Source organism: Streptomyces sp. NPDC040610 (genome assembly GCF_055594065.1).
The window spans coordinates 1,194,817-1,220,037 of the sequence record NZ_JBVIXA010000001.1 but is presented as its reverse complement, the minus strand read 5'-3'; the positions used below and the strand labels follow the sequence as shown (position 1 = coordinate 1,220,037).

Genomic DNA, 25,221 nt, shown 5'->3' with positions numbered 1-25,221 from the left:
GTTGAGCAACTCCCCCACACCCCGCAGACGTTCCGCTCGCAGGCGGGCCACCGCCATCGGCACCTTCACGGCCGTCGCCGCCCTCCTCGGCATGGCCGTGCAGGCGGGCACCGCGTCAGCCGACAACCCGGCCTCGGGCACCAAGGTCGACACCGGCGCCCTGCCCGCGAAGCTCTCCCCGTCCCAGCGCGCGGAACTGCTCCGCGACGCCGACTCGGCGAAGGCGGCGACCGCCGACACCCTCGGCCTCGGCGCCAAGGAGAAGCTCGTCGTCCGTGATGTCATCAAGGACCGCGACGGCACGACGCACACCCGCTACGAGCGGACCTACGCCGGACTGCCCGTCCTCGGCGGCGACATGGTGGTCGCCACCGACAAGAGCGGCAAGGTGACGGACGTCAACCGCGCCTCCAAGGCCCGCCTCGCCGGAACCGACACCGGGGCCGAGGTGAAGCCGGCCGCGGCCGAGAAGCAGGCGCTCGGCGTGGCCAAGTCGCAGAAGTCCACGAAGACCAAGGCGGCGCAGGCGCCGCGCAAGGTCGTGTGGCTGGCCGACGGCGCCCCCGTCCTGGCGTACGAGACGGTGATCGGCGGGCTGCAGAAGGACGGCACGCCGAACGAACTGCACGTCGTCACGGACGCGGCCACGGGCAAGAAGCTCCGCCAGTGGCAGGGCGTGCACAAGGGCACCGGCAACACGCAGTACAGCGGCCAGGTGCAGCTCACCACGCAGAAGTCGGGCACGCAGTACACGCTGACCGACACGGCGCGCGGCAACCACCAGACGCGCAACCTGAACCGCGGCACGTCCGGCTCCGGCACGCTGTTCACGGGCCCGGACGACGTCTGGGGCAACGGCCAGGCCTCCAACACGGAGACGGCCGGCGCGGACGCCCACTACGGCGCGGCGCTGACGTGGGACTACTACAAGAACGTGCACGGCCGCAACGGCATCAGGAACGACGGCCGCGGCGCGACCTCGCGCGTGCACTACGGCAACAACTACGTGAACGCGTTCTGGCAGGACTCCTGCTTCTGCATGACGTACGGCGACGGCTCGGGCAACGCCAAGCCGCTGACGTCGATCGACGTGGCCGCGCACGAGATGACCCACGGTGTCACGGCCGCGACGGGCAACATGCAGTACAGCCGCGAGCCCGGCGGTCTGAACGAGGCGACCAGCGACATCTTCGCCGCCGCCGTCGAGTTCAACGCCAAGAACCCGAGCGACGTGGGCGACTACCTGGTCGGCGAGAAGATAGACATCCGGGGCAACGGCACGCCGCTGCGCTACATGGACAAGCCCTCCAAGGACGGCCGTTCGCTCGACAACTGGAGCAGCAGCGCGGGCAACGTCGACGTGCACTACTCCTCGGGCATCGCCAACCACTTCTTCTACCTGCTCAGCGAGGGCAGCGGGAAGAAGGTCGTGAACGGCGTCTCCTACGACTCGCCGACGTACGACAACAAGCCCGTGACCGGAATTGGTATCGACAAGGCCGCCAAGATCTGGTTCAGGGCACTCACCACGAAGTTCAACACGACCACCAACTACGCGGCGGCGCGCACCGGCACCCTCGCGGCCGCGAGCGAGCTGTACGGCGGCACGGCAAGCGCCGAGTACAAGGCGGTCGCCAACGCGTGGGCCGCGGTCAACGTCGGGACCCGGCCGTAATCACGGCGCCGTAGCCACGGCTCCATGAGGCGATGCCGTCCCGGACAGCCCGATTTCCGCCAACTGCCCGGGACGGCAACTCTCTTCATCCGCTGTTCGCATTACGGACCTTGACCATCGGCCAACGAACTTCTTTTGGCCAACATTCAATCAAGGTCCTGACATGTACCTGGCCCAAATGGCACGCTTCCCCCGCACGGCACACCAGTTACATCCCGCACAGCACTTATCGGCCCGGGTGGTCCCCCATGCCACCCGGGCTCCCCCACACAAGGAGCTTGCGTGACCCCCCACATATCGAGGAAGCGTTCCACCCTGGTCATCGCCACCGCAGTCGCCGCCGGAGCGCTGCTCACCGCCGGGCTGACCACCGGCGCCTCCGCACAGCAGGACGTCAGCGGCAACGCCGCCGAGGCCTCCGCCGCCTCCCCCATGCGGCTCTCCGCCTCCGTCCGCACCGGCCTGATCCAGGACGCCGAGACGAAGACGGCGGCCACCGCCGAGAAGATCGGCCTCGGCGCCAAGGAGAAGCTCGTCGTCCGCGACGTGGTCAAGGACCGCGACGGCACGACGCACACCCGCTACGAGCGCACCTACGACGGCCTGCCCGTCCTCGGCGGCGACCTGGTCGTGCACACCGCCAAGAGCGGCGCGGTCAAGGGCGTCAGCAAGGCCACGAAGGCCTCCGTGAAGGTCAGGTCGACCAGCGCGAAGCTCGCGCCGAAGGCGGTCGCGAAGGCCGCCGAGTCGACGGCTGCGAAGACCGGCGAGACGAAGAAGGCGGACGCGAACGCGCCGCGCAAGGTCGTCTGGGCGGCCGAGGGCAAGCCGGTCCTGGCCTTCGAGACGGTCGTCACCGGCACGCAGAAGGACGGCACGCCGAGCGAGCTGCACGTCATCACGGACGCGGCCACCGGCAAGAAGCTGTTCCAGTACCAGGCCGTCGAGAACGGCAAGGGCCACAGCCAGTACAGCGGCGACGTCGAGGTGGGCTCCACCAAGGCGGGCAGCGGCTTCGAGCTGACCGACGGCGGGCGCGGCGGCCACAAGACGCTCGACCTGAACCACGGCTCCAGCGGCGGCAAGCTGTACACCGACGCGGACGACACCTGGGGCACCGGCAAGCCGGCCGACACCCAGACCGCGGCCGTCGACGCCGCCTACGGCGCGGGTCTCACCTGGGACTACTACAAGGACGTGCACGGCCGCAGCGGCATCAAGGGCGACGGCAAGGGCGCCACGTCCCGCGTGCACTACGGCAACAACTACGTCAACGCCTTCTGGCAGGACTCCTGCTTCTGCATGACGTACGGCGACGGCGAGGGCAACGCCAAGCCGCTCACGTCCATCGACGTGGCCGCGCACGAGATGACCCACGGCGTCACCTCGGCCACCGGCAACATGGAGTACAGCGGCGAGTCCGGCGGCCTCAACGAGGCGACCAGCGACATCTTCGCCGCCGCCGTCGAGTTCAAGGCCGACAACGCCCAGGACAAGGGCGACTACATGGTCGGCGAGAAGATCGACATCAACGGCGACGGCACCCCGCTGCGCTACATGGACAAGCCCTCCAAGGACGGCTCGTCGCTCGACTACTGGGACGAGAACGCCGGCAACGTCGACGTGCACTACTCGTCCGGCATCGCCAACCACTTCTTCTACCTGCTGAGCGAGGGCAGCGGCGCGAAGGAGATCAACGGCGTCAAGTACGACAGCCCGACCAAGGACGGCTCCAAGGTCGAGGGCATCGGGCGCGAGAAGGCCGAGAAGATCTGGTTCAAGGCGCTCACGGCGTACTTCACCACCACGACGGACTACGCGCAGGCCCGCAAGGACACGGTGAAGGCCGCCGCCGACCTTTACGGGGCGGACTCCGCGGAGCAGAAGGCCGTCGAGGCCGCGTGGACGGGCGTGAACGTCAAGTAGCCGGGCCCCTGGGCCTGTAGAGCCGGGCGGCACCCGGGGGTACCGAACCCCCGGGTGCCGCCCGCACCACGTTGTGTGAACCTGCGGGTCCGCCGTGGCTGGGCGCGCAGTTCCCCGCGCCCCCCTATCACCGCATGAGGACGCCTGCCCCCTCCCCCGACCCCTCCGAAGGCATCGCCACCAAGCCCAACTCCGCGCCGTCGGCCAGCAGGTGGTGGGCGGGGAGGACCCGGACCGTGTAGCCGAACGGGCCCGTGCGGTCCAGGGCCAGGGGGCCCTCGTACAGGAGGCGGCCCTCCGGGTCGGGGCCGCTCGCGGGTTTCAGGGGCACCGGTGTGGCGTCGGCGATGTGGTCCTCGGGGTCGACGCGGCCCGCGATGGCCTGCACCTCGACGTCGTCCGGGGTGAGGTCGCCGAGCTGGACGCGGACGCGCAGGGCGAGGGTGGCCCCGAGTTCGGCGGTGGCGCCGATCGCGGAGGCCTCCACGTGGTCGACGGCGACGCGGGGCCAGGCCGCGCGGATCCGGGACTTCCAGGCGGCGAGGGAGGTGGCGGCGTCCGGCGCGAGCATGCGGTGGGCGCGGGCGGCGGGGACGTACAGGCGCTCCACGTACTCGCGCACCATGCGCCCCGCGAGCACCTTCGGGCCGAGCCGGGTCAGGGTCCTGCGGACCATCTCGATCCAGCGGTCGGGCAGACCGCCGGGGCCGTGCTCGTAGAAGCGGGGGGTGATGCGGCGCTCCAGGAGGTCGTAGAGCGCGGCGGCCTCCAGCTCGTCGCGGCGGTGGTCGTCGGTGGCGGCGCCGTCGGCGGTGGGGATGGCCCAGCCGAAGTCGGGCTCGAACCACTCGTCCCACCAGCCGTCCAGGACGGACAGGTTGAGGCAGCCGTTGAGGGCGGCCTTCATGCCGGAGGTGCCGCAGGCCTCCAGGGGGCGCAGCGGGTTGTTGAGCCAGACGTCGCAGCCCGCGTACAGCTTCTGGGCCATCGCCATGCCGTAGTCCGGCAGGAAGACGATCCGGTGGCGCACGCGCGGGTCGTCGGTGAAGCGCACCAGGTCCTGGATGAGCCGCTTGCCGCCGTCGTCGGCGGGGTGCGCCTTGCCCGCGACGACGATCTGCACGGGCCGCTCGGGGTGGGTGAGCAGGTCCATGAGCCGGTCGCGGTCGCGCAGCATCAGGGTCAGGCGTTTGTACGAGGGGACGCGGCGGGCGAAGCCGATGGTGAGGACGTCGGGGTCGAGGACCTCGTCGATCCAGCCCAGCTCGGCGGTGGCGGCGCCGCGCTGGCGCCAGGAGAGGTGCAGCCGCCGCCGGACCTCGTCGACGAGCTGGGCGCGCAGTTCGCGGCGCAGCAGCCAGATGTCGCCGTCCTGGATGTCGGCTACGGCGTCCCAGCGTTCGGAGCCGCCGACGGACAGGGCCTGGTCGGTGCGCCGTTGGCCGATCTGGCGGGCGCCGAGCCGGATCACCTCGGGGGCCACCCAGGTCGGGGCGTGCACGCCGTTGGTGACGGAGGTGATGGGCACCTCCTCGGCGTCGAAGCCGGGCCACAGGCCCTGGAACATCTCCCGGCTGACCTTGCCGTGCAGGGTGGAGACGCCGTTGGCGCAGCGGCCGAGGCGCAGGCCCATGACGGCCATGTTGAAGAGGTTGGGCTCGCCGCCGGGGTAGGTCTCCATGCCGAGGCGCAGGATCAGCTCGACGTCGATGCGGGGCAGTTCGGCGGCGGGGCCGAAGTGGTGGGCGACCAGTTCGCGGTCGAAGCGGTCGATGCCCGCGGGCACGGGGGTGTGGGTGGTGAAGACGGTGCCCCCGCGCACGGACTCCAGGGCGGCGTCGAAGTCGAGCCCGTCGGCGACGCGTTCGTGGATGCGTTCCAGGCCCAGGAACCCGGCGTGGCCCTCGTTGGTGTGGAAGACCTCAGGTTCGGCGTGCCCGGTGAGCCGGCAGTAGGCGCGCACGGCCCGCACGCCGCCGATGCCGAGCAGCATCTCCTGGAGGAGGCGGTGTTCGCTGCCGCCGCCGTAGAGCCGGTCGGTCACCTCGCGGGCGGCCGGGTCGTTCTCCTCGACGTCGGAGTCGAGCAGGAGCAGCGGTACGCGGCCGACCTGCGCCTGCCAGACGTGTCCGCGCAGGGACCGGCCGCCGGGCAGGGCGAGCCGCACCTGGGCCGGGGTGCCGTCGGTCTCGCGGAGCAGGGTGAGGGGCAGCTCGTTGGGGTCGAGGACGGGGTAGTGCTCCTGCTGCCAGCCGTCGCGGGTCAGGGACTGGCGGAAGTAGCCGTGCCGGTAGAGCAGTCCGACGCCGATCAGCGGGACACCGAGGTCGCTGGCGGCCTTCAAATGGTCACCGGCGAGGATGCCGAGCCCGCCGGAGTACTGCGGCAGGGCGGCGGTGACGCCGAACTCGGGCGAGAAGTAGGCGATGGCGCCGGGCAGTTCGCCGCCCGGCTCGCGCTGCCGCTCCTGGTACCAGCGCTCTCCGGTGACGTACTCGCGCAGGTCATCCGCGGCCTCGCCGAGGCGCCGCAGATAGTCGTCGTCGGTGGCGAGCGCGGTGAGCCGCGCGGTCGGCACCGAGCCGAGCAGCCGCACGGGGTCGCGGCCCATGGCCTCCCACAGGGCAGGCTCGGCGTCGCGGAACAGTTCGCGGGTCGCTGGGTGCCAGGACCAGCGCAGATTGCGGGCGAGCTCGGCGAGCGGGCCGAGCGGGGCGGGCAGGACGGGACGTACGGTGAATCGACGGATGGCTTTCACGGGGCACCTCTGTCGGAAAGGCGTACGTGACGTTGTCGGCGTATCGAAGGTAGCGGCGCGGGGCCTCGGCAACCACGGCGCACGGGGCGCACCCGAGGCGCCCCACATTGACGTGGACCTGCCGCGCCACCGGGGCTGCCGTAGGGATAACGTGACCCCCGGTCACGAGAGTTCACGCGGTCACAGGGGGTACGGGGGATGATCGGCCAGCTTCGGGACGCGTCACCACGCCGGATCGGTCCGTACGAGACGCTGGCGCGGCTCGGCGCGGGCGGCATGGGCGAGGTGTTCCTCGCGCGGCCGCTCGAACTGTCCGGGTACGGGCCCGGGGACCTGGTCGCCGTCAAGGCCATCCGCAACGAACTCGCGACGGACGCGGTGTTCCAGCGCCGCTTCCGGCGGGAGGCCGAGGTCGCCGCCTCGATCACCAACCCGTACGTGGCGCGCCTGGTCGGCAGTGACACCGACGGCGAACAGCCCTGGCTGGCCACGGAGTACGTCGTCGGCCCCACCCTCGCCGAGGCCGTGCGCCGCCACGGACCGCTGCCCGCGGGTGCCGTCGCCTCCCTCGGCGAGGGCCTGGCGCGGGCCCTCGCCGGAGTGCACGGGGCGGGGGCGCTGCACCGCGACCTCAAGCCCGCGAACGTCCTGCTCGCCCTCGACGGGCCCAAGATGATCGACTTCGGCGTGGCCCGGGTGCAGGCGGCGTCCACCATGACGTCGACGGGGCTCCTCGTGGGCACGCCGGGATTCATGTCGCCCGAGCACGTGGCGGGCGGCAGACACGTGGTGGCGGCGTCCGACGTCTTCTGCCTCGCGTCCGTGCTCACCTACGCGGTGACCGGGCGCGATCCTTTCGGCGACGGCCCCGTGGCGGCCGTCCTGTACCGGGTCTCGCAGGCCGAGACCGACCTCGGCGGGATGCCCGACGAGCTGCGGTCGGTGCTCGCGGCCTGCCTCGTGCGCGACCCGGACGAGCGGCCCGCGCCGGCCGACCTCGTCGAGCGGTTCGCCGCCCTCCGGGAGGCGGCGGACGCCCCCCAGTGGCCCGAGCCCGTGCGCGCCCAGATAGCCGAGGCGCGCCGGGACGTGGAGCAACTGTGCGCCTCGGGGCGGCCGTTGCTGCCGGTGCCGGTGTGGCCGGAGGCGGCGGCCGGGGCCGGGCATCCGGCGACGGCCCAGGACGGGCCCGCGACGGCGCCGGGGCAGGCGGGGGCCGGGGCGGAGTCGGCGGGGGCCGGGGCCGGGCGCGGTCCAGGCGCCCCCGGTGGCGCGCACCAGTTGCCGACGATGAGCGGCTCCCCGCCGCCCGTGCCGGGGGGCGCCGCAGGTCCCGCACGCTCCCGGCGCCGCCGTGCCGTGCTCGGCATCGTCGCCGTCGGCGTGGTGGCGGCGACGATCGGCGGCGCGCTCGCGGTGTGGGGTCCCGGGACGTCGGACGCGGGCGAGGGCGGTGGTGATGGCGGTGGCGGTGGCACCAAGGGCCCGGGGAACAGCGCGGAGCGCGGCTGGGTCGAGCCCGGCCCGAAGGACCCCGCGGCCATCAGGAAGCTGATCGCGCGGGCCGAGGTGGGCGGGGGCGGCACGGCGGACGCGTCGGGGTCCGTGCCGCAGATCGCGACCCAGCGCCCCAAGGGCTGGAAGGCCTGGCGCGGCAAGCTCGGCCACGCTCCGATGGGCTGCTCCGCCGACACCCGCGCCCTCGTGTGCCTGCTCACGAACGGCACGTACGAGGCCGTGCGCACGAGCGACGGCAAGCGGCTGTGGACGTCCGGGAAGGTCGACCCGGAGGGCGGCATGGACGAGGCGTACTACGGGCCGAGCGGATCCTTCTTCATGCCCGGCGACCGCCTCGAACCGGCCGTCAGGGGCGGCAGGGCGGCCATCGCCCGCGACGGCGTCCTGCAACTGCGCGACTCCACGACGGGCAAGGTCCTCTGGAAGGCCGAACCCCCGGACGAGCGGCGCGTGTTCAGCCGGGCGCCGTTCCTCGACGACGACGTCGTCCTCGTCGTCGCGCAGGTGCCGTTCGTCCAGGAGGACGACCCGGCGCCGTCCCTGTACGCGTACGACGCCGCCACCGGCCGCCCCCTCTGGGAGAAGCAACTCGGCGAGGCCCCGCGCGCCAAGGTGGACCTCAACCTCTACGGGATACGGGCCCTGCGCGACGGAGTCGTCTACGCCGACCAGAAAGAGGGCCTGGCCGCGTACGACGCCCGGACCGGTGACCTCGTCGGCCGGTCCTCGGACTCCTGCGGCGCGGTCCTCGCGACCGAGAAGGCGGTGCTGTGCGCCGCCTACGACGAGGGCGGCAACTCGGCGGCGCGCCCGCTGATGCTGCGGCTGACGCCACGCACCCTCAAGAGGATGGACGGCCCCCTGCCGTACCCGTCGTCCGGCGGCAGCGGCCCGGCGCCCGCCGTGACCGCCGTGAACAACGCCGTGGCGGTGGTCAAGGACAGCCGCGCGGGCCGGGTCCTCGTGCACGACCTGCGCACGGGCAAGTCCCTGTACTCCGAGCGGACACCGAAGGGCAACGTCCCGCCCTCGGCGCCGCTCATCCTCGGCGACCGCGTCGTCTACGCCGGCACCTCGGCGCTGTACACGCTCCCCCTCGGGCCCGGCGGCGGCAAGGCCACCCGCCTTCCGGTGCCGGGTGCGCCCGGCGACCGCCCCGAGCCGCCGCCGAACGCGGCCGCCACGGTCATCTCCGAGACGCTGCGCCCGCCGACCGTCCTGGCCCTCGGGGGCGTGGCGCACATCGTCTACGACGAGGGCAGGATCTCGTCGGTGGCCATTCCCTAGCGCGCCGACTGCCTGGCGGGCCGAATCCCTGGCGGGTCGTCTCCCACCAGGCAGCCCGCCCTCCTGGCAAGCCACGTCCCGGCGGGGCCAGTCCCTCTGCCCCGGACTGCCCCGAACTGCCCCCGCACCGCCCCTGATCCGCCCCGCACCACCCCGAACCGCCCCGCCCCTGACCCGACCCGAGGAGTCCCATGCTCGCTCCCCTCCCCCCGGGCGCCCCCCGCCGCATCGGCCCGCACACCCTGCTCGCCAGGATCGGCGCGGGCGGCATGGGCGAGGTGTTCCTGGCGCGCCGGGACGGGCAGGGCGCGGCCGCGCTGGTCGCGGTGAAGGTGGTGCGGCAGGACCTGGACCTCGACGACGCGTTCCGGGCGCGGTTCCGGCGGGAGATCGCCGCGGCCCGGGCCGTCACGGGCCCGTTCACCGCCGCCCTGGTGGACGCCGACGCGGACGCCGAACGCCCCTGGCTCGCCACGGAGTACATAGCGGGCCCGTCCCTGGCCGACGTGGTCGAGCGGTGCGGTCCGCTGCCCGTCCCCGCGGTGCGCGCGCTGGGTGCCGCGCTCGCCCGCGCGCTCACCGCCGTGCACGGGGCGCGGGTCCTGCACCGGGACCTGAAGCCGGCCAACGTGCTGCTCGCGCCGGAGGGGCCGCGCCTGATCGACTTCGGCATCGCCCAGGCCTTCGAGGCGACGGCCCTGACCATGACGGGCGCCCTGGTGGGCACGCCGGGCTTCCTCGCCCCGGAGCAGATCGAGGGCTCGCACGCGGTCGTGCCCGCGTCGGACGTGTTCTCGCTCGGCGCGGTCCTGTGCCACGCGGCGACCGGCCACGGGCCCTTCGACGACCCGGAGGCGGCCGCCGTCATCTTCCGCATCGTGCGGGGCGACGCCGACCTGTCCGACGTACCGCCCGAGCTGCGCGACACCCTCGCCGCCTGCCTGCACCCCACCCCGGAGGGGCGCCCCACCCCGGCCGCCCTCGCCACGACCCTGTCCGAACCCGGGGGCGGCGCGTCCCCGGGCCCGGCCTCCAGCCCCTCCCCCTTCCCCTGGCCCGCCGAAGTCCTGTCGCTCTTCGCCGAGTACCGGGAAGCCGTGGCGGACCGCGAACGCGCCCACGACCAGGGCGGGTTCGCCGACGCCGCGACCTCGGCGGGCAGCTCCGGGCCCCGGCTGCGGGCCGAGCCGTCCCCGACGCTCGGCGCGGCTCCGGCGCCACGGCCGGTCCCGCCGCCCCCCGCCGCCACGCCCCGGCGCGGCCGCCGTCGGCTGTGGGTCCTGGCCGCGGCGCTCACCACGGCCGGGCTCGCGGTGGCCGCCGTGACGCTGCCGGACGCGCTGCGGGACCGTCCGGGCGGCGAACCGTCGAAGAAGGCGCCGAGCGCTCCGCGGGTCACGGCCGACCGTGTGGTCACCGCGTACGGGAACGAGGACCACTCCGGCGAGTTCGGCCCGTCGGCGGCCGGGCGTGCCGAGCGTCCGGACGGCTGGCGGTTCTGGTCCCGCGAGCGGTCCGGCGGCATGGACGGCATGGGCAAGGGCTGCGTCCTGGCCGGGGACACGCTCGTGTGCCGGGACGGGCGCGGCGCCGCGCGGGCCCTCAACGCGGCCACGGGCGCCGACCGTTGGTCGACGCCCGGGTTCTCCGCCGCGCCGAGCGGCTTCCAGGAGGTTCCTCCCGAGGCCGACGCCGAGCGGGTCTATGTCCCGAGCGAACGGGGCGTCAGCGCGCTCGGCGTGAAGCGGGGCGAGGTGGTCTGGCGGCACAAGGCGCCCCGGTACGCGGGGCTGATCTCGATGACGTACACGCGAGGGGTGGTGTACACCGCAGAGTTCAACCTCGACGGCGCCCCCGACCCGTACACCACCACCGTGCGCGCGAGGAACGCCGCGACGGGCGACGAGCTCTGGCGGACCACGATCAAGGGCAAGCCCCAGGGCACCCCGCTCGTCCGGGGCGGTGTGCTGTACACCGCCCTGGAGAACGGCGGCGTGGTCGCGCTGTCCGCCAAGGACGGCGACCGGACCGCCCGCGTCGCGAAGCCGCGGTGCGACAGCCTCCTCGGCCACGGCGACGCGGTGGTCTGCTGGTCCCGGACGGAGGACGGGGCGCGGGTCCTCGACGGGGACACCCTCGCCGTGCGCCGGACCATCGGGGCGGGCAAGCCGCTCGCCCCGCCGGTGGTGGGCACCGCCGATGTCCTGGTCATCGCCCACTCCCCCGGCGCCCGGACCCCCAACCGCCTGGCGGGTTACGCCTGGCGGTCGGGGAAGAGGCTGTGGGACCTGCCCGCGGGCGGCGACGCCACGGCTCTCGCGCTGTCCGGGGACCGGGTGTTCGTCGTGAATTCGCACGACGTCCGCGGTGTTCCGCTCAGCGGCGACGCGTCGCGGGTCACCACCTGGTCCATCCCCTACTCCGCCACGGGCCCGGAGCCCAAGACGCTGTACACGCCCCTCTTCCTCGGCGGCGCGGTGTTCGCCGAGTCGGGCAAGGGGCCGATCGTCTCGGGCCGGGTCCTGTGAGGGCCCGCGGTCACCGGTCCTGCGGATACCAGCGCAGCTCCACGGAGTTCCCGTCCGGATCCCGCACGTAGATCGACTCGGCGCCGCCTCTGGCGCCGAATCTGCCGACCGGGCCCTCCAGGACGGTGAGCCTGCCGGAGTCGATGACCTCCTGCCAGTCCAGCGGCTCCACGACCAGGCAGATGTGGTCGACGTTGGACTCGCCGCGCTCGCCCGAGACCAGGTCGATGATGGTCACCGGGCTGACCCGCGCCGAGGGGAACGGCACCTTCCCGGCGCGCCACTCCTCGACCCGGACCGGTTCGAGGCCGAGGGTGCCGCAGTAGAAGTCCAGGGCGCGCTCGACGTCCCCGACGTTCAGGACGAGGTGGTCGAAGTCCTTGACGCGCACGACGCTTTGTTCAGTGGTCACTGTTGTTCCTTCCTCAGGTGCGGTCCCTACCGGCGGGAACGGTACCTCGGCGAGGACGGGAACCAGCCAGGTCTCCTCGTACTCCAGATGTTCCGTCAGGTCCGCCGCGAGCCGGTCGAACTCCCCGAGGAACTCCGCGGGGTCGGCCGCGGCGAGGTCGGCGAGCAGCCCGACGAGGCTCTCCTTGAGCCGGGCGATGGCGCGGTGCTCCGCGCTCAGCCGCTCCAGGGCGGGCAGCAGGTGCGGGTGGTACGCGGCGACGCCGGGGAAGACGTGGTCGTCCTCGCTGGTGTGGTGGAAGGTCAGCGCGTCGCAGAACTCCAGGCAGCGCTGCCGGATCTGCAGCCCGAGGCCGGGCGCGGGCGGCTGCCCCGGACCCTGGTGGGCGGCGCGCTCGGCGAAGTGCGCGGCGGCCTCGGCGCGCAGCTCGACCAGCTGCTCGCGCAGCCAGTCGTGCACTTCGAGGAGCTTGTCGGCGAGGGTGGGCGTGGACATGCGGAAGGGGTGCTCCAGACAGGTGTGTGCGCGGCACGCGGACCGCGAAAAGGCAGCAGGGAAGGAAGCGGGAAAGAAGAAAGAAAAAGGGGGGTACGCGGGCGCGCTCAGGCTCGGAGGGCCCGGCGCGCGGGCACGGTCACGTCGAGGACGTCGTGCCGGTGCGCGGCGAGGTGAAGTGAGGTGTACGCAAGGTCATGTCCCTTGGTGCGGGTGCTCGCCCGGTCACCGGCCCGCCCACTGCTCTTCGGCCGGTGCCACGCGGCACCCGCCCATTACAGACGGCGTTTCCGCGTGCTGTCAACGCGGCCGCGTGGTGGGTCCGGGTCGGGTCGGCACCCGCCCGCTCCCCCGCCGGAGTCCGGACCGCGGCGGGGATTCGGGACGGGTTGCCGCCCAGGGCCCTGATGTGATCTTCCCGAACCCCCAAACCCCAAGTCAATCCTCGGATTTGCTCGTATGACACCAAGTCTGAGCTTGGGTGTACGGCGCTTTGATCATGCTTCGTGCCGATAGCACCCGTTCCACCCGCTGGTGCGGCCTTGTCGCACTTCTCCCCGCACGAGACGCTGCGGGGGTCGGCGCCGCCGAACACCGTGCCCGCGGACGCGCGCGCACCCCGGCGGGACCTGCCGTCGGACCCAGGGGAGGGAATCCAGTCATGGCTGAACCACGGGCAAGACACCTACGGATCCAGGGAGTTCTGGCGGCGGCCGTCACGGCGGCCGCGCTCTCGATCGTCCCGACCACCGCGCACGGCGCACCCGCGGGACCCGACACACCCACCGGCCCGGGGGCGGCCCGGTCCGGGTACGTCGTGACGCTCGCGCCCGGCACGAGCGCCGCGTCCGACGCGGGCCGCGACCTCACCGAGCGGTACGGGGCGAGCATCGACCGCACGTACAGCGCGGCGCTCAACGGCTTCGCCGTGCGGGCGGACGCGGCGCAGGCGGCCCGCCTCGCCGCCGACCCGGCGGTCGCGTCCGTCGTCCCGGACACCCGCGTGCGCACGGGCGCACGCCAGCAGAACCCGCCGTCCTGGGGCCTGGACCGCATCGACCAGAAGCGGCTGCCGCTCGACAAGTCGTACACCGCGCCGCGGCGGGCGGGCGCGGGCGTCACGGTGTACGTCATCGACACCGGCGTGCGCACCTCGCACCGGGACTTCGGCGGACGGGCCCGCTCCGGGCGGGACTTCGTGCAGAACGACGGAGTAGCGCAGGACGGCAACGGCCACGGCACGCATGTGGCCGCGACGGTCGCGGGCACCAAGTACGGCGTCGCGAAGAAGGCGAAGGTCGTGGCCGTGCGGGTGCTCGACGACGAGGGCACCGGCACCCTCGGCCAGGTCCTCGCGGGCATCGACTGGGTGACCCGGCACGCGCGGAAGCCCGCGGTCGCCAATCTCAGCCTCGGCGGCCCGCCCAACGCCCAGCTCGACGCGGCCGTCCGCGCGTCCATAGCGTCGGGCGTGACGTACACGGTCGCGGCGGGCAACGAGAACAAGCCCGTGAGCCAGTCCTCACCGGCCCGCGTCAAGCAGGCCGTGACGGTCGGCGCCACCGACCGCCTCGACGCCCGCGCCGCGTTCTCCAACCGGGGCGCGGGCCTTGACCTGTTCGCGCCGGGCGTGGCGATCCGGTCCGCGTCGAACAGGAACAACACCGCGTCCGCGGTCTCGTCGGGTACGTCGATGGCGGCGCCGCACGTCGCGGGCGCGGCCGCGCTGTATCTCTCCAGCCATCCCTCGGCACGGCCCGCGGATGTCGCCAAGGCGCTTGTCGCGCGCTCCGTCAAGGGCCGCGTTTCCGGCCCCGGGGCCGGGTCGCCGAACAGGTTGTTGCAGGTGAGCGGCCTGTAATCGGCCATTTCGCAGGGGCCGCGCCGATGGCGCGCCAACACGGGGACCGGCTCCGCCCACCCGGGCGGGGCCGGTTTTCGTCCCTTTCGGACCATGCTCGGGGAGCGGCTGGTCTTGTGCGTGCCGTTACGCGCGAGTAGTTAACAAAGCGCCGGATTGCCCACCCGAGGAGCGTGGGAAGGCTCCTCCGGTACGCACACGCACACGCCCTCACGGGCCCGGTGCGGGTGCGCCGCGGAACCCCTCCACGACTCATCTCCGCCCACTCGCACGCGGAACAGGAGCGGTCATGCCTCAACCCCGTAAGGCCTCCAGGGAGTTCACCGTCCGACCCCGTACCGGACGGGTCCCCGTCCTGGACGTGGCACCGGTCGTGCACGGCGGCCGCGCCCCCGCCAAAGCCGTCGTCGGCGAGACGTTCCAGGTCACCGCCACCCTCTTCCGCGAAGGGCACGACGCGGTGGGCGGCAACGTCGTGCTGCGGGATCCCTCGGGGCGCCCCGGCCCCTGGACCCCGATGCGGGAGCTGGCGCCGGGCACCGACCGGTGGGGCGCGCGGGTCACCCCCGACCGGGAGGGCGAGTGGACCTTCGCCGTGGAGGCGTGGGGCGACCCGGTGACGACCTGGCGGCGGCACGCGGCGATCAAGATACCGGCGGGCATCGACACCGAACTGGTCCTGGAGGAGGGCGCCCGGCTGTACGAACGGGCCGCCGCGGAGGTGCCCGCGCCCCCGGCCGCCACGACCGCCCCCGCCGAGATTCTCCGCGCCGCCGCCGAGGCCCTGCGCGACCGCACCCGGCAGCCCGCCGTGAGGCTCGCCGCCGCCCTCACCCCCGAGGTGGACGCCGTCCTGGCCCGCCATCCGCTGCGCGAACCCCTCGCCTCCAGCGCGGAGTTCCCCCTGCGGGTGGACCGCGAGCGGGCGCTCTTCGGGGCGTGGTACGAGTTCTTCCCGCGCTCGGAGGGCGCCGTGGTGCGCGAGGGCGCCCCGCCCGTCAGCGGCACCTTCCGCACGGCGGCCGGGCGGCTGCCCGCCGTCGCGGACATGGGCTTCGACATCGTGTACCTGCCGCCGATCCACCCCATCGGCAGCACCTTCCGCAAGGGCCCGAACAACTCCCTGTCGGCCGGCCCCCACGACGTCGGCGTGCCCTGGGCCATCGGCTCCCCGGAGGGCGGCCACGACGCCGTCCACCCGGACCTCGGCACCCTGGACGACTTCGACGCGTTCGTGGCCGAGGCGGCGCGGCTCGGCCTGGAGGTGGCCCTGGACTTCGCGCTCCAGTGCTCGCCGGACCACCCCTGGGTGGACAAGCACCCCGACTGGTTCGCCCACCGGGCCGACGGCACCATCGCGTACGCGGAGAACCCCCCGAAGAAGTACCAGGACATCTACCCGCTGGCCTTCGACCGCGACCTGCCGGGCCTGGTGGCCGAGACGGTCCGGCTGCTGCGGTTCTGGATGGGCCACGGCGTGCGGGTGTTCCGCGTCGACAACCCGCACACCAAACCCGTCGTGTTCTGGGAGGAGGTGCTCGCCGAGATCCACCGCACCGACCCCGACGTGCTGTTCCTCGCGGAGGCCTTCACCCGCCCCGCGATGCTGCGCACCCTCGCGGCGATCGGCTTCCACCAGTCGTACACGTACTTCACCTGGCGCAACACGAAACAGGAACTCACCGAGTATCTACGGGAGTTGGCGGGCGAGACCGCGCACTATCTGCGGCCCAACTTCTTCGTGAACACCCCGGACATCCTGCACGCCTACCTCCAGGAGGGCGGGCGGCCCGCGTTCGCGGCCCGCGCGGTGCTCGCCGCGACGCTCTCACCGACGTGGGGCGTGTACAGCGGCTTCGAGCTGTGCGAGAACACCCCGGCGCGCCCCGGCAGCGAGGAGTACCTTGACTCGGAGAAGTACCAACTGCGCCCGCGCGACTGGGCTGCCGCCGAGCGCGCGGGCACCACGATCGCGCCCCTGATCAGCACCCTGAACCGGGTCAGGCGCGCCAACCCGGCCCTCGCCACCCTCCGTGACCTGCACTTCCACGACACCGACAACGACTCGGTGATCGCGTACTCCAAGTCGGCCGCGGACACCGGCGGTTCGAACACGGTTCTGGTGGTCGTCAACCTCGACCCCCACCACACCCAGGAAGCCACCGTCTCGTTGAACATGCCACAGCTCGGGCTCCAATGGCACGAGTCCGTGCCGGTGCGCGACGAGCTCACCGGCGAGACCTACCACTGGGGCAGGACCAACTACGTGCGCCTCGACCCGGGCCGGGCCCCCGCGCACGTGCTCGTCCTGCGACCGTCCTCACCGCTGATCGGAGGGTCACCCACAACATGATCTTCAACGAGCCCGTCCAGGACACCTTCGAGGACACACCCACCAAGGACCGCGACCCCGACTGGTTCAAACGCGCCGTCTTCTACGAGGTCCTGGTCCGCTCCTTCCAGGACAGCAACGGCGACGGCATCGGGGACCTCAAGGGCCTCACCGCCAAGCTGGACTACCTCCAGTGGCTGGGCGTGGACTGCCTCTGGCTGCCGCCGTTCTTCAAGTCACCGCTGCGCGACGGCGGTTACGACGTGTCCGACTACACGGCGGTCCTTCCCGAGTTCGGCGACCTCGCGGACTTCGTGGAGTTCGTGGACTGCGCGCACCAGCGCGGCATGCGCGTGATCATCGACTTCGTGATGAACCACACCAGCGACCAGCACCCGTGGTTCCAGGCCTCCCGCAACGACCCCGAAGGACCCTACGGCGACTACTACGTCTGGGCGGACGACGACAAGCAGTACCAGGACGCCCGCATCATCTTCGTCGACACCGAGGCCTCCAACTGGACCTTCGACCCGGTCCGCAAGCAGTACTACTGGCACCGCTTCTTCTCCCACCAGCCGGACCTCAACTTCGAGAACCCGGCCGTCCAGGAGGAGATCATCTCGGCCCTGCGGTTCTGGCTCGACCTCGGCATCGACGGCTTCCGCCTGGACGCCGTGCCCTATCTGTACGCGGAGGAGGGCACCAACTGCGAGAACCTGCCGCGCACCCACCACCTGCTCAAGCGGGTCCGCGCGGAGATCGACGCGCACTACCCCGACACGGTGCTGCTCGCCGAGGCCAACCAGTGGCCCGAGGACGTCGTCGACTACTTCGGCGACTTCGCGCACGGCGGCGACGAGTGCCACATGGCGTTCCACTTCCCTGTGATGCCGCGGATCTTCATGGCGGTGCGGCGCGAGTCCCGCTACCCGGTGTCGGAGATCCTCGCCAAGACCCCGGCCATCCCGTCCGGCTGCCAGTGGGGCATCTTCCTGCGCAACCACGACGAGCTGACCCTGGAGATGGTCACCGACGAGGAACGCGACTACATGTACGCGGAGTACGCCAAGGACCCGCGCATGCGCGCCAACATCGGCATCCGCCGCCGCCTGGCCCCGCTCCTCGACAACGACCGCAACCAGATCGAGCTGTTCACCGCCCTGCTCCTGTCGCTGCCGGGATCGCCGATCCTGTACTACGGCGACGAGATCGGCATGGGCGACAACATCTGGCTCGGCGACCGGGACGCGGTGCGCACCCCCATGCAGTGGACGCCCGACCGCAACGCGGGCTTCTCCTCCTGCGACCCGGGCCGCCTCTACCTGCCCACGATCATGGATCCGGTCTACGGCTACCAGGTCACCAACGTCGAGGCCGCCATGTCCTCGCCGTCGTCGCTGCTCCACTGGACCCGCCGCATGATCGAGATCCGCAAGCAGAACCCGGCGTTCGGCCTCGGCTCGTACACCGAACTGCCCTCGTCCAACCCGGCGGTGCTCGCCTTCCTGCGCGAGGCACCCTCCACCGGCGAGGACGGCGACGACCTGGTCCTGTGCGTGCACAACTTCTCCCGCTTCGCCCAGCCCACCGAACTCGACCTGCAGGCCTTCAACGGCCGCCACCCCGTCGAACTCATCGGCGGAGTGCGCTTTCCGGCCATCGGTGAACTGCCGTACCTGCTGACACTCGCGGGGCACGGGTTCTACTGGTTCCGGCTGCGCGACGACTCGGCGTAAGGTCGCCGTCACGGGCGGCGTGAGTCGGCCTCTCCCGGCGTGACCCACTCCGCACCGGGCACTCGTACACAGCACGGCACCTCCCGCACACGGCACCTCCCCTGCTCGGCACCTCCCTCGGTACCTGACTTGTCCGCGCCGCGGAAAGGACGGGACATCATGTCGGAAGCCGCCACCCGCCCCAGTGCCGACCCCGGCGCGCTCCTCGCGTCCCTCGATCCGCTGCTGCGCGGCTGGCTGCCGCGCCAGCGGTGGTTCGCGGGCAAGGGCCGCCCGGTCGCGGGCTTCGATCTGGTGGCGGCGACGGAACTGCTTCCGCCCGGTGCCGAGCAGGGACTGCTGCATCTGCTCGTCCGCGTACGCCAGTCACTGCCGGGAGCCGCCCCGGCGGCCGACCACGAACTGCCCGCCGACTGCTATCAGTTGCTGCTCGGCGTCCGCAGTGAACTCCCGCCCCGGCTCGCGCCCGCGCTGATCGGCCATGTGACCGGCGGCGCGCTGGCGGGGCGCACGGTGTACGAGGCGCTGCACGACCCGCGCCTGGCCGCGCTGCTCCTGGAGCGGCTGCGGCTGCCGGGGCGGCTCGGCGTGCTGCGGTTCCTGCGGGCGCGGGGGGACGGCGGCGCCCCCGACTCCCCGGACGCGCCCTCCGCCGGGAACACGCACGGCGTCGACATACCGCCCGGCCTCGTGCCCCGCGCGCTCGGCGTGGAGCAGTCCAACTCCTCGCTCGTGTACGGAGATACGTTCATCCTGAAGCTGTTCCGGCGGGTGGTGCCCGGCGTCAACCCCGACCTGGAGCTGCCGCTCGCCCTCGCCGCGCAGGGCTGCCGCAGGGTGCCGCCGCCCGCCGCGTGGATGACGGCCGACGGCGCCGACGAGCCGCTGGTCCTCGGTGTCCTCCAGCCGTATGTGGCCGGGGCGACGGACGGCTGGGAGCTGGCCCTCCAAGTCCTCGCCAAGGGTGCCGACTTCAGCGCCGAGGCCCGCGCGCTCGGCCGCGCCACCGCCGAGGTGCACGCCGCCCTCGCCGCGGCGCTGCCCACGGTGACGCTCGGCCGCGCGCAGGTCGAGCTGCTCGCGCGGGGCATGGCGGAGCGCCTGGACGCGGCGGCGCAGGCCGTCCCCGCGCTGCGCCCGTACGCGCCCGCGCTGCGCACCGCCTACGACGCGCTCGCCGACCTCGGCGGTGACTTCGGGGAGGGCGGCGCCGACCTCACGGCCCAGCGCGTCCACGGCGATCTGCACCTGGGCCAGTGCCTGCGCGCACCGTCCGGCGCCTGGTCCCTCATCGACTTCGAGGGCGAGCCCGCGCGCCCGCTCGCCGAACGCCGCCTGCCGCAGCCGGCCGCCCGCGACGTGGCGGGCATGCTCCGCTCCTTCGACTACGCCGCCCGCGTCTACCGCCCCTGGTCCCCGGAGTGGGCCGACACCTGCCGCGCGGCGTACTGCTCCGGCTACGCCGACGTCTCCGGCCGCGACCCCCGCACCTCCCCGGTGCTGCTTCGCGCCCACGAGACGGACAAGGCCGTGTACGAGGCCGTGTACGAGGCCCGGCACCGCCCGGACTGGCTGCCCGTGCCGCTGGCCGCCCTCGACCGGCTCGCCGCGGGGTCGTCGACGCGGGAGGGAGCCGCCGACCCCGGCACCGACGCCGCCCTCTGACCGCCCCGCCACCCCGCCACCCTCTACTCCGCCGCCCCTCCACCCCGCCGCCCCGCTCCGCCGCGCATCCCCCGCCCGCTGACAGGAGGCCGCTCCCGTGACCCGCCGCCCCACCTCCCGCACCCCGTCGGACCAGCCCGAACGCGAGCCCGACAGCACTTCCCCGCAGCCGGATCCGGCGCGGCCGACGAGGGCGCCGAAGGCGGCCAAGTCAGCGAGTACGGGCGCGTCGTCGAGGACGGCGGAGTCGTCCGGTACGGCGAAGGCGGCCAAGAAGGTCGCCAAGACCGCCGCGAAGAAGGCCGCCGACAAGACGGTCGCCAAGGCCGCGAAGACCACGAAGGCCACGAAGAAGACCGCCGAGAAGGCAGCCAAGAGGACGGCGAAAACGGCCAAGGCCGCCGTGCCCGCGAAGAGCGGCAGGGCCTCGTCGCCCGCCGCCGAGACGCCCCGGACGACGGCGACGGCCAAGGCGACCGCCTCCCCCGACGCCCCTGTCACTCCCACCTCCCCCGTCGCCCCCCTCTCGTCCCTCTCTCCCCTGGCCCCCCTCGCCCCCGTTGCCCCCCTTTCTTGTGTCCCCGAAGCCGACCGCGCCCGGCTGCTCGACGGGACCCACCACGACCCGCATTCCGTCCTCGGCGCCCACCTCACCGGCGACGGCGTGGCGTTCCGCGCGCTGCGGCCGTACGCCCGTGCCGTGACCGTCGTCGCCGGGGAGCTGCGGGCCGAACTGGCCGACGACGGGGACGGGTTCTTCTCGGCCGTGGTGCCGCTGCGTGCCGTGCCGGACGCGTATCGGCTGCGGGTGACGTACGACGAGACGGAGCTGGAGGTCCCGGACGCGTACGGGTTCCTGCCCGCGCTCGGCGAGTTCGATCTGCATCTGCTGGGCGAGGGGCGGCACGAGCGGCTGTGGGACGCGCTCGGGGCGCGGCCGATGACGCACCAGGGGGTGCGCGGGACCCGCTTCACGGTGTGGGCGCCGAACGCCCGGGGTGTGCGGGTCGTGGGGGACTTCAACTTCTGGGACGGCGTCGGCTTCCCGATGCGGTCGCTCGGCGGCAGCGGGGTGTGGGAGCTGTTCGTGCCGGGGCTCGGCGCGGGTGAGCTGTACAAGTTCCAGATCACGCGGCCGGACGGCGGCATGACGTTCCGCGCGGACCCGCTGGCGCGCCGCACGGAGGCGCCGCCCGCGAACTCCTCCGTCATTCACGAGTCGACCCATGTGTGGCGGGACGAGGAGTGGCTGCGGCGGCGCGGCGAGACCCCCGTGCACGAGGCGCCGTTCTCGGTGTACGAGGTGCACCTGCCGTCCTGGCGCCCCGGCCTCACCTACCGCCAGCTCGCCGACCAGCTCCCCGCCTATGTGGCCGACCTGGGCTTCACGCACGTGGAGCTGATGCCGGTCGCCGAGCACCCCTTCGGCGGCTCCTGGGGCTACCAGGTCACCGGCTTCTACGCGCCGACCGCCCGCCTCGGCCCGCCCGACGACTTCAAGCATCTCGTCGACGCGCTGCACCGGGCCGGGATCGGCGTGCTCATGGACTGGGTGCCCGCGCACTTCCCGCGCGACGACTGGGCGCTCGCCGAGTTCGACGGGCGGCCGCTGTACGAGCACGAGGATCCGGCGCGGGCGGCGCACCCCGACTGGGGCACCCTGGAGTTCGACTACGGGCGCAAGGAGGTGCGCAACTTCCTCGTCGCCAACGCGACGTACTGGTGCGAGGAGTTCCACATCGACGGGCTGCGCGTGGACGCGGTCGCCTCGATGCTCTACCTCGACTACTCGCGCGAGCACGGCGAGTGGTCGCCGAACGAGCACGGCGGCCGGGAGAACCTGGACGCGGTGGCGTTCCTCCAGGAGATGAACGCGACCGTCTACCGGCGCTGCCCCGGCGTCGTCACCATCGCCGAGGAGTCCACGGCCTGGGACGGCGTGACCCGGGCCACGCACCACACCGGACCCGGCGGCTTCGGCGGGCTCGGCTTCGGCCTGAAGTGGAACATGGGCTGGATGCACGACTCGCTCGGCTACATGGCCAAGGACCCGGTGCACCGCAAGCACCACCACCACGAGATGACGTTCTCGATGGTGTACGCCTACAGCGAGAACTACGTCCTGCCGATCTCGCACGACGAGGTGGTGCACGGCAAGCGGGCGCTGGTGTCGAAGATGCCGGGCGACTGGTGGCAGCAGCGCGCCAGCCACCGTGCCTACCTGGGCTTCATGTGGGCCCACCCCGGCAAGCAACTCCTCTTCATGGGGCAGGAGTTCGCGCAGGGCGCGGAGTGGTCGGAGAGGCACGGGCCCGACTGGTGGCTGCTCGACCCGGCGTACGGCGCGGAGGCCGACCACCGGGGCGTGCGCGATCTGGTGCGCGACCTGAACGCCCGCTACCGCGCGGTGCCCGCGCTCTGGCAGCGGGACACCGACCCGGGCGGTTTCGCGTGGGTCGACGGGGACGCCGCCGAGGACAACGTGTTCGCGTTCCTCCGCCAGGACGCGCAGGGCTCGCCGCTGCTCGCGGTGTCCCACTTCTCGCCGGTGGTCCGGCAGGACTACCGCCTGGGCGTGCCGGAGGAGTACGCGGCCTGGCAGGAGGTCCTCAACACCGATGCCGCCCGTTACGGCGGCAGCGACACCCTCAACCCCCACACCCTCAAGCCGGACGCGTCCCCGTCCCACGGCCACCCCACGTCCCTGCGCCTGACGCTGCCGCCGCTCGCGACGATCTGGCTCCGCCCGGCCTAGGACCGGGCCCGCCCCCGGCCGGGGTTGCCGACCGGGGGCGGTGCGTCAGGCCGCGCAGCAGAGCGCCGCGGGGTCGGCCGGGGCCGAGGCGCGGGCCACGGTCGCGGGCACCGGAAGGGCGGGGCGCGGGGCGGCCGGGGCCTGCGTGCGGGTCCGGGCGAAGACGACGAGGCGCAGCACCACGAACCGCGCGACACCGGCGAGCGCGGAGGCGGACAGATAGACGGCCTGCTCGACGACCGCGCCGGGCGCTGCCACCAGCTGCTGCAGGACGAGCATCGCCACGCTGGTCACCACGTACGCGGCCGCCGCGGACCCGGCCGACTGGGTGTGCTGACGCCAGGTCGCGCGCCCGCCCGCGCCGAAGGTGAAGCGGGCGTGCAGCTCGGTGGCGAGGAGCGTGGAGACCACGGTGATCAGGGCGTTGGCCAGGACCCAGGGGATCCAGGAGGCGAGGGCCGCCACGGCGAAGCTGGAGGCGACCCCCACCCCGCCGCCGCAGAGCACGAAGCGGGCGAAGGCGGTGAAGGCGCCGGGTGCCGTCTGCTCCTGGCTCTGCGCTGTCTCCATGATCCGACCCCTTCGACTCACTCCGCGAAACGCGCGCCCCCCGACCGTGCGGCCGAGGGGTGCGCTACTCATGACGCCATCATGGCACACCAATGGCGCCATGACGAGCCACTTGTGGCACCACGAATGTCATCAATGGCGCCATACTCTGACTGGTGTCACGAATATGCAGGTCAGCGACGTGGCACGGCTTCGGCGCACTGGCGCCATACGAGCCGACCGGGGCATCCCGGTGGCACCATCCTCTGCCGAAGGCGCCGTCCGGCGACATGGGGCTAGCCCCACCTGAAGGCGGCGGGGTGGCCGTATCGCCCGGAGGTGCCACACCGGGAAAAGCTGATCACGGCGGCGATCACCGCCGGTTTCGCACCTTCCCAGGAGTTGGCACATGCGTGAGCAGCACAGGCAGACCGTCCACACGCCCCGGCGGCAGCGGGGCGGTCGGCGCCGCGTCGTGACGGCGGCGGCCGCGGTGGCCGTCGGCGCCCTCACCCTCGGCGCGCTCGCGCCGTCCGTGGCGACGGCCGCGACCCGGCCGGACTCCGTGCAGCAGGGCCTGGACAAGCTGGTGCGCGACGACGGCATGCCCGCCGCGCTGGCGAGCGTCCAGGACCCGACGGGCCGCACCCGCACCTACACCGCGGGGGTCGCCGACCTGGCCACCGGCGCGCAGGTGCCCCGGGACGGCCAGGTGCGGGTCGGCAGCAACACCAAGGCGTTCACCGCCGTGGTCGTCCTGCAACTGGTGGCCGAGGGGCGGCTCCGCCTCGACGACCCGGTCGAGAAGCACCTGCCCGGCCTCCTGCGCGGCGACGGCATCGACGGCCACGCCATCAAGGTCCGCCACCTCCTCCAGCAGACCAGCGGCCTGCCCAACTACACCGAGTACGACATCCCCCTCAAGCACTACGAGCCCAAGGACCTCGTCGACATCGCCCTGCGGCACAAGGCGAACTTCGCGCCCGGCGACAAGTGGCAGTACAGCAACACCAATTACGTCCTCGCGGGCATGATCATCGAGAAGGTCACCCACCACTCGTACGCCGAGGAGCTGGACCGCCGCGTCATCAAGCGCGCCGGGCTGCGCCACACCTACTTCCCCGCCCCCCGCGACGCGACCATCCGCGAGGCCCACCCCCAGGGCTACATCCAGGAGAAGCCGGGCGCGCCCCTGCAGGACGTCACGGAGATGGACCCGTCCTGGACCTGGTCGGCCGGCCAGCTCGTCTCCACCAACTCCGACCTCAACCGCTTCTACACCAAGCTCCTCACCGGCCACCTCCTCAAGAAGCCCCAGCTCGACCAGATGCGCACCACCGTCAAGGGCGCCGACGAGACCTTCGGCCCCGGCGCCCGCTACGGCCTCGGCCTGGTCAGCAAGCCCCTCCCCTGCCGCCCCGGCGAGGTCTACTGGGGCCACGGCGGCAGCTTCCCCGGCTACGAGACCCGAGGCGGCGCAACGGAGAACGGCCGCGCGGCGAACGTGGCGGTGACGACCCAGCCGAGGGACAAGACAGCCCTGTCGCACGTGGACAAGATCGTCGAAGAGTCCCTCTGCCGCTGACCCACCCACCACAACCCGCCGACCCGACCGCAACACCCCACCCACCCACCACAACCCGCCGACCCGACCGCAACACCCCACCCACCCACCACAACCCGCCGAACGACCGCAACCCCCCACTCCCCCAGGGGTGCGACTG

The 25,221-nt window shown here is 72.9% G+C and carries 13 protein-coding genes and 1 pseudogene; 10 read left to right on the top strand and 4 right to left on the bottom strand.

Annotated features, from left to right (window positions below; all coding sequences use genetic code 11):
- Window position 1 precedes the first annotated feature (1 nt).
- The gene (locus tag ACZ6AA_RS05425; protein ID WP_468452242.1) at window positions 2-1,675 is read left to right on the top strand and encodes a M4 family metallopeptidase; all 1,674 of its coding nucleotides are present in this window, start codon (window positions 2-4) and stop codon (window positions 1,673-1,675) included.
- Window positions 1,676-1,957: 282 nt separating this feature from the next.
- Window positions 1,958-3,601 carry a M4 family metallopeptidase gene (locus ACZ6AA_RS05420; protein ID WP_468452244.1) on the top strand — a complete coding sequence of 548 codons (1,644 nt, stop codon included), beginning with the start codon at window positions 1,958-1,960 and terminating at the stop codon, window positions 3,599-3,601.
- Between the two features lie 127 nt (window positions 3,602-3,728).
- On the opposite strand, the gene glgP is transcribed toward ACZ6AA_RS05420, so the two are convergent.
- Window positions 3,729-6,359, bottom strand: coding sequence for an alpha-glucan family phosphorylase (gene glgP, locus ACZ6AA_RS05415; protein ID WP_471456379.1), 2,631 nt, complete (start codon window positions 6,357-6,359; stop codon window positions 3,729-3,731).
- 198 nt (window positions 6,360-6,557) lie between these two features.
- Between glgP and ACZ6AA_RS05410 the strand changes: the two genes are divergently transcribed.
- Both ACZ6AA_RS05410 and ACZ6AA_RS05405 read left to right on the top strand, forming a co-directional pair.
- On the top strand, window positions 6,558-9,164 hold the full coding sequence (locus tag ACZ6AA_RS05410) for a protein kinase domain-containing protein (RefSeq protein WP_471456377.1): 2,607 nt from the start codon (window positions 6,558-6,560) through the stop codon (window positions 9,162-9,164).
- 191 nt (window positions 9,165-9,355) lie between these two features.
- Window positions 9,356-11,692 carry a protein kinase domain-containing protein gene (locus tag ACZ6AA_RS05405; RefSeq protein WP_471456375.1) on the top strand — a complete coding sequence of 779 codons (2,337 nt, stop codon included), beginning with the start codon at window positions 9,356-9,358 and terminating at the stop codon, window positions 11,690-11,692.
- A 10-nt stretch (window positions 11,693-11,702) separates the two neighbouring features.
- On the opposite strand, the gene ACZ6AA_RS05400 is transcribed toward ACZ6AA_RS05405, so the two are convergent.
- Both ACZ6AA_RS05400 and ACZ6AA_RS05395 read right to left on the bottom strand, forming a co-directional pair.
- On the bottom strand, window positions 11,703-12,083 hold the full coding sequence (locus tag ACZ6AA_RS05400) for a VOC family protein (protein WP_468452627.1): 381 nt from the start codon (window positions 12,081-12,083) through the stop codon (window positions 11,703-11,705).
- An 84-nt stretch (window positions 12,084-12,167) separates the two neighbouring features.
- Window positions 12,168-12,599, bottom strand: a pseudogene (locus tag ACZ6AA_RS05395) (hemerythrin domain-containing protein); the annotation flags it as partial.
- A 661-nt stretch (window positions 12,600-13,260) separates the two neighbouring features.
- On the opposite strand from ACZ6AA_RS05395, the gene ACZ6AA_RS05390 reads away from it, so the two are divergent.
- The 5 genes from ACZ6AA_RS05390 (at window position 13,261) to glgB (ending at window position 22,948) form a co-directional block, all read left to right on the top strand.
- A complete protein-coding gene (locus ACZ6AA_RS05390) occupies window positions 13,261-14,460 on the top strand; it encodes a S8 family peptidase (protein WP_471456373.1) in 1,200 nt (399 codons plus the stop codon).
- A 289-nt stretch (window positions 14,461-14,749) separates the two neighbouring features.
- Window positions 14,750-16,813 (top strand): alpha-1,4-glucan--maltose-1-phosphate maltosyltransferase, encoded by a 2,064-nt coding sequence (locus tag ACZ6AA_RS05385; protein WP_468481153.1) that lies wholly within the window; start codon window positions 14,750-14,752, stop codon window positions 16,811-16,813.
- Window positions 16,810-18,528, top strand: coding sequence for a maltose alpha-D-glucosyltransferase (gene treS, locus ACZ6AA_RS05380; protein ID WP_468452256.1), 1,719 nt, complete (start codon window positions 16,810-16,812; stop codon window positions 18,526-18,528). The genes ACZ6AA_RS05385 and treS overlap by 4 nt, the downstream gene beginning before the upstream one ends.
- Window positions 18,529-18,687: 159 nt before the next feature.
- Window positions 18,688-20,193 carry a maltokinase N-terminal cap-like domain-containing protein gene (locus ACZ6AA_RS05375; RefSeq protein WP_468452258.1) on the top strand — a complete coding sequence of 502 codons (1,506 nt, stop codon included), beginning with the start codon at window positions 18,688-18,690 and terminating at the stop codon, window positions 20,191-20,193.
- Between the two features lie 97 nt (window positions 20,194-20,290).
- Window positions 20,291-22,948: a 1,4-alpha-glucan branching enzyme gene (gene glgB, locus ACZ6AA_RS05370; protein WP_471456370.1), complete on the top strand. Its 2,658-nt coding sequence runs from the start codon at window positions 20,291-20,293 to the stop codon at window positions 22,946-22,948.
- Between the two features lie 45 nt (window positions 22,949-22,993).
- Here the strand turns inward: glgB and ACZ6AA_RS05365 are convergent, their stop codons facing one another.
- Entirely contained in the window at window positions 22,994-23,518 is a 525-nt protein-coding gene (locus tag ACZ6AA_RS05365; protein ID WP_468452262.1) for a GtrA domain-containing protein, read from the bottom strand.
- Between the two features lie 388 nt (window positions 23,519-23,906).
- Here ACZ6AA_RS05365 and ACZ6AA_RS05360 point away from each other — a divergent pair, with 388 nt between their 5' ends.
- Entirely contained in the window at window positions 23,907-25,082 is a 1,176-nt protein-coding gene (locus ACZ6AA_RS05360) for a serine hydrolase domain-containing protein (protein ID WP_471456367.1), read from the top strand.
- Window positions 25,083-25,221: the final 139 nt, after the last annotated feature.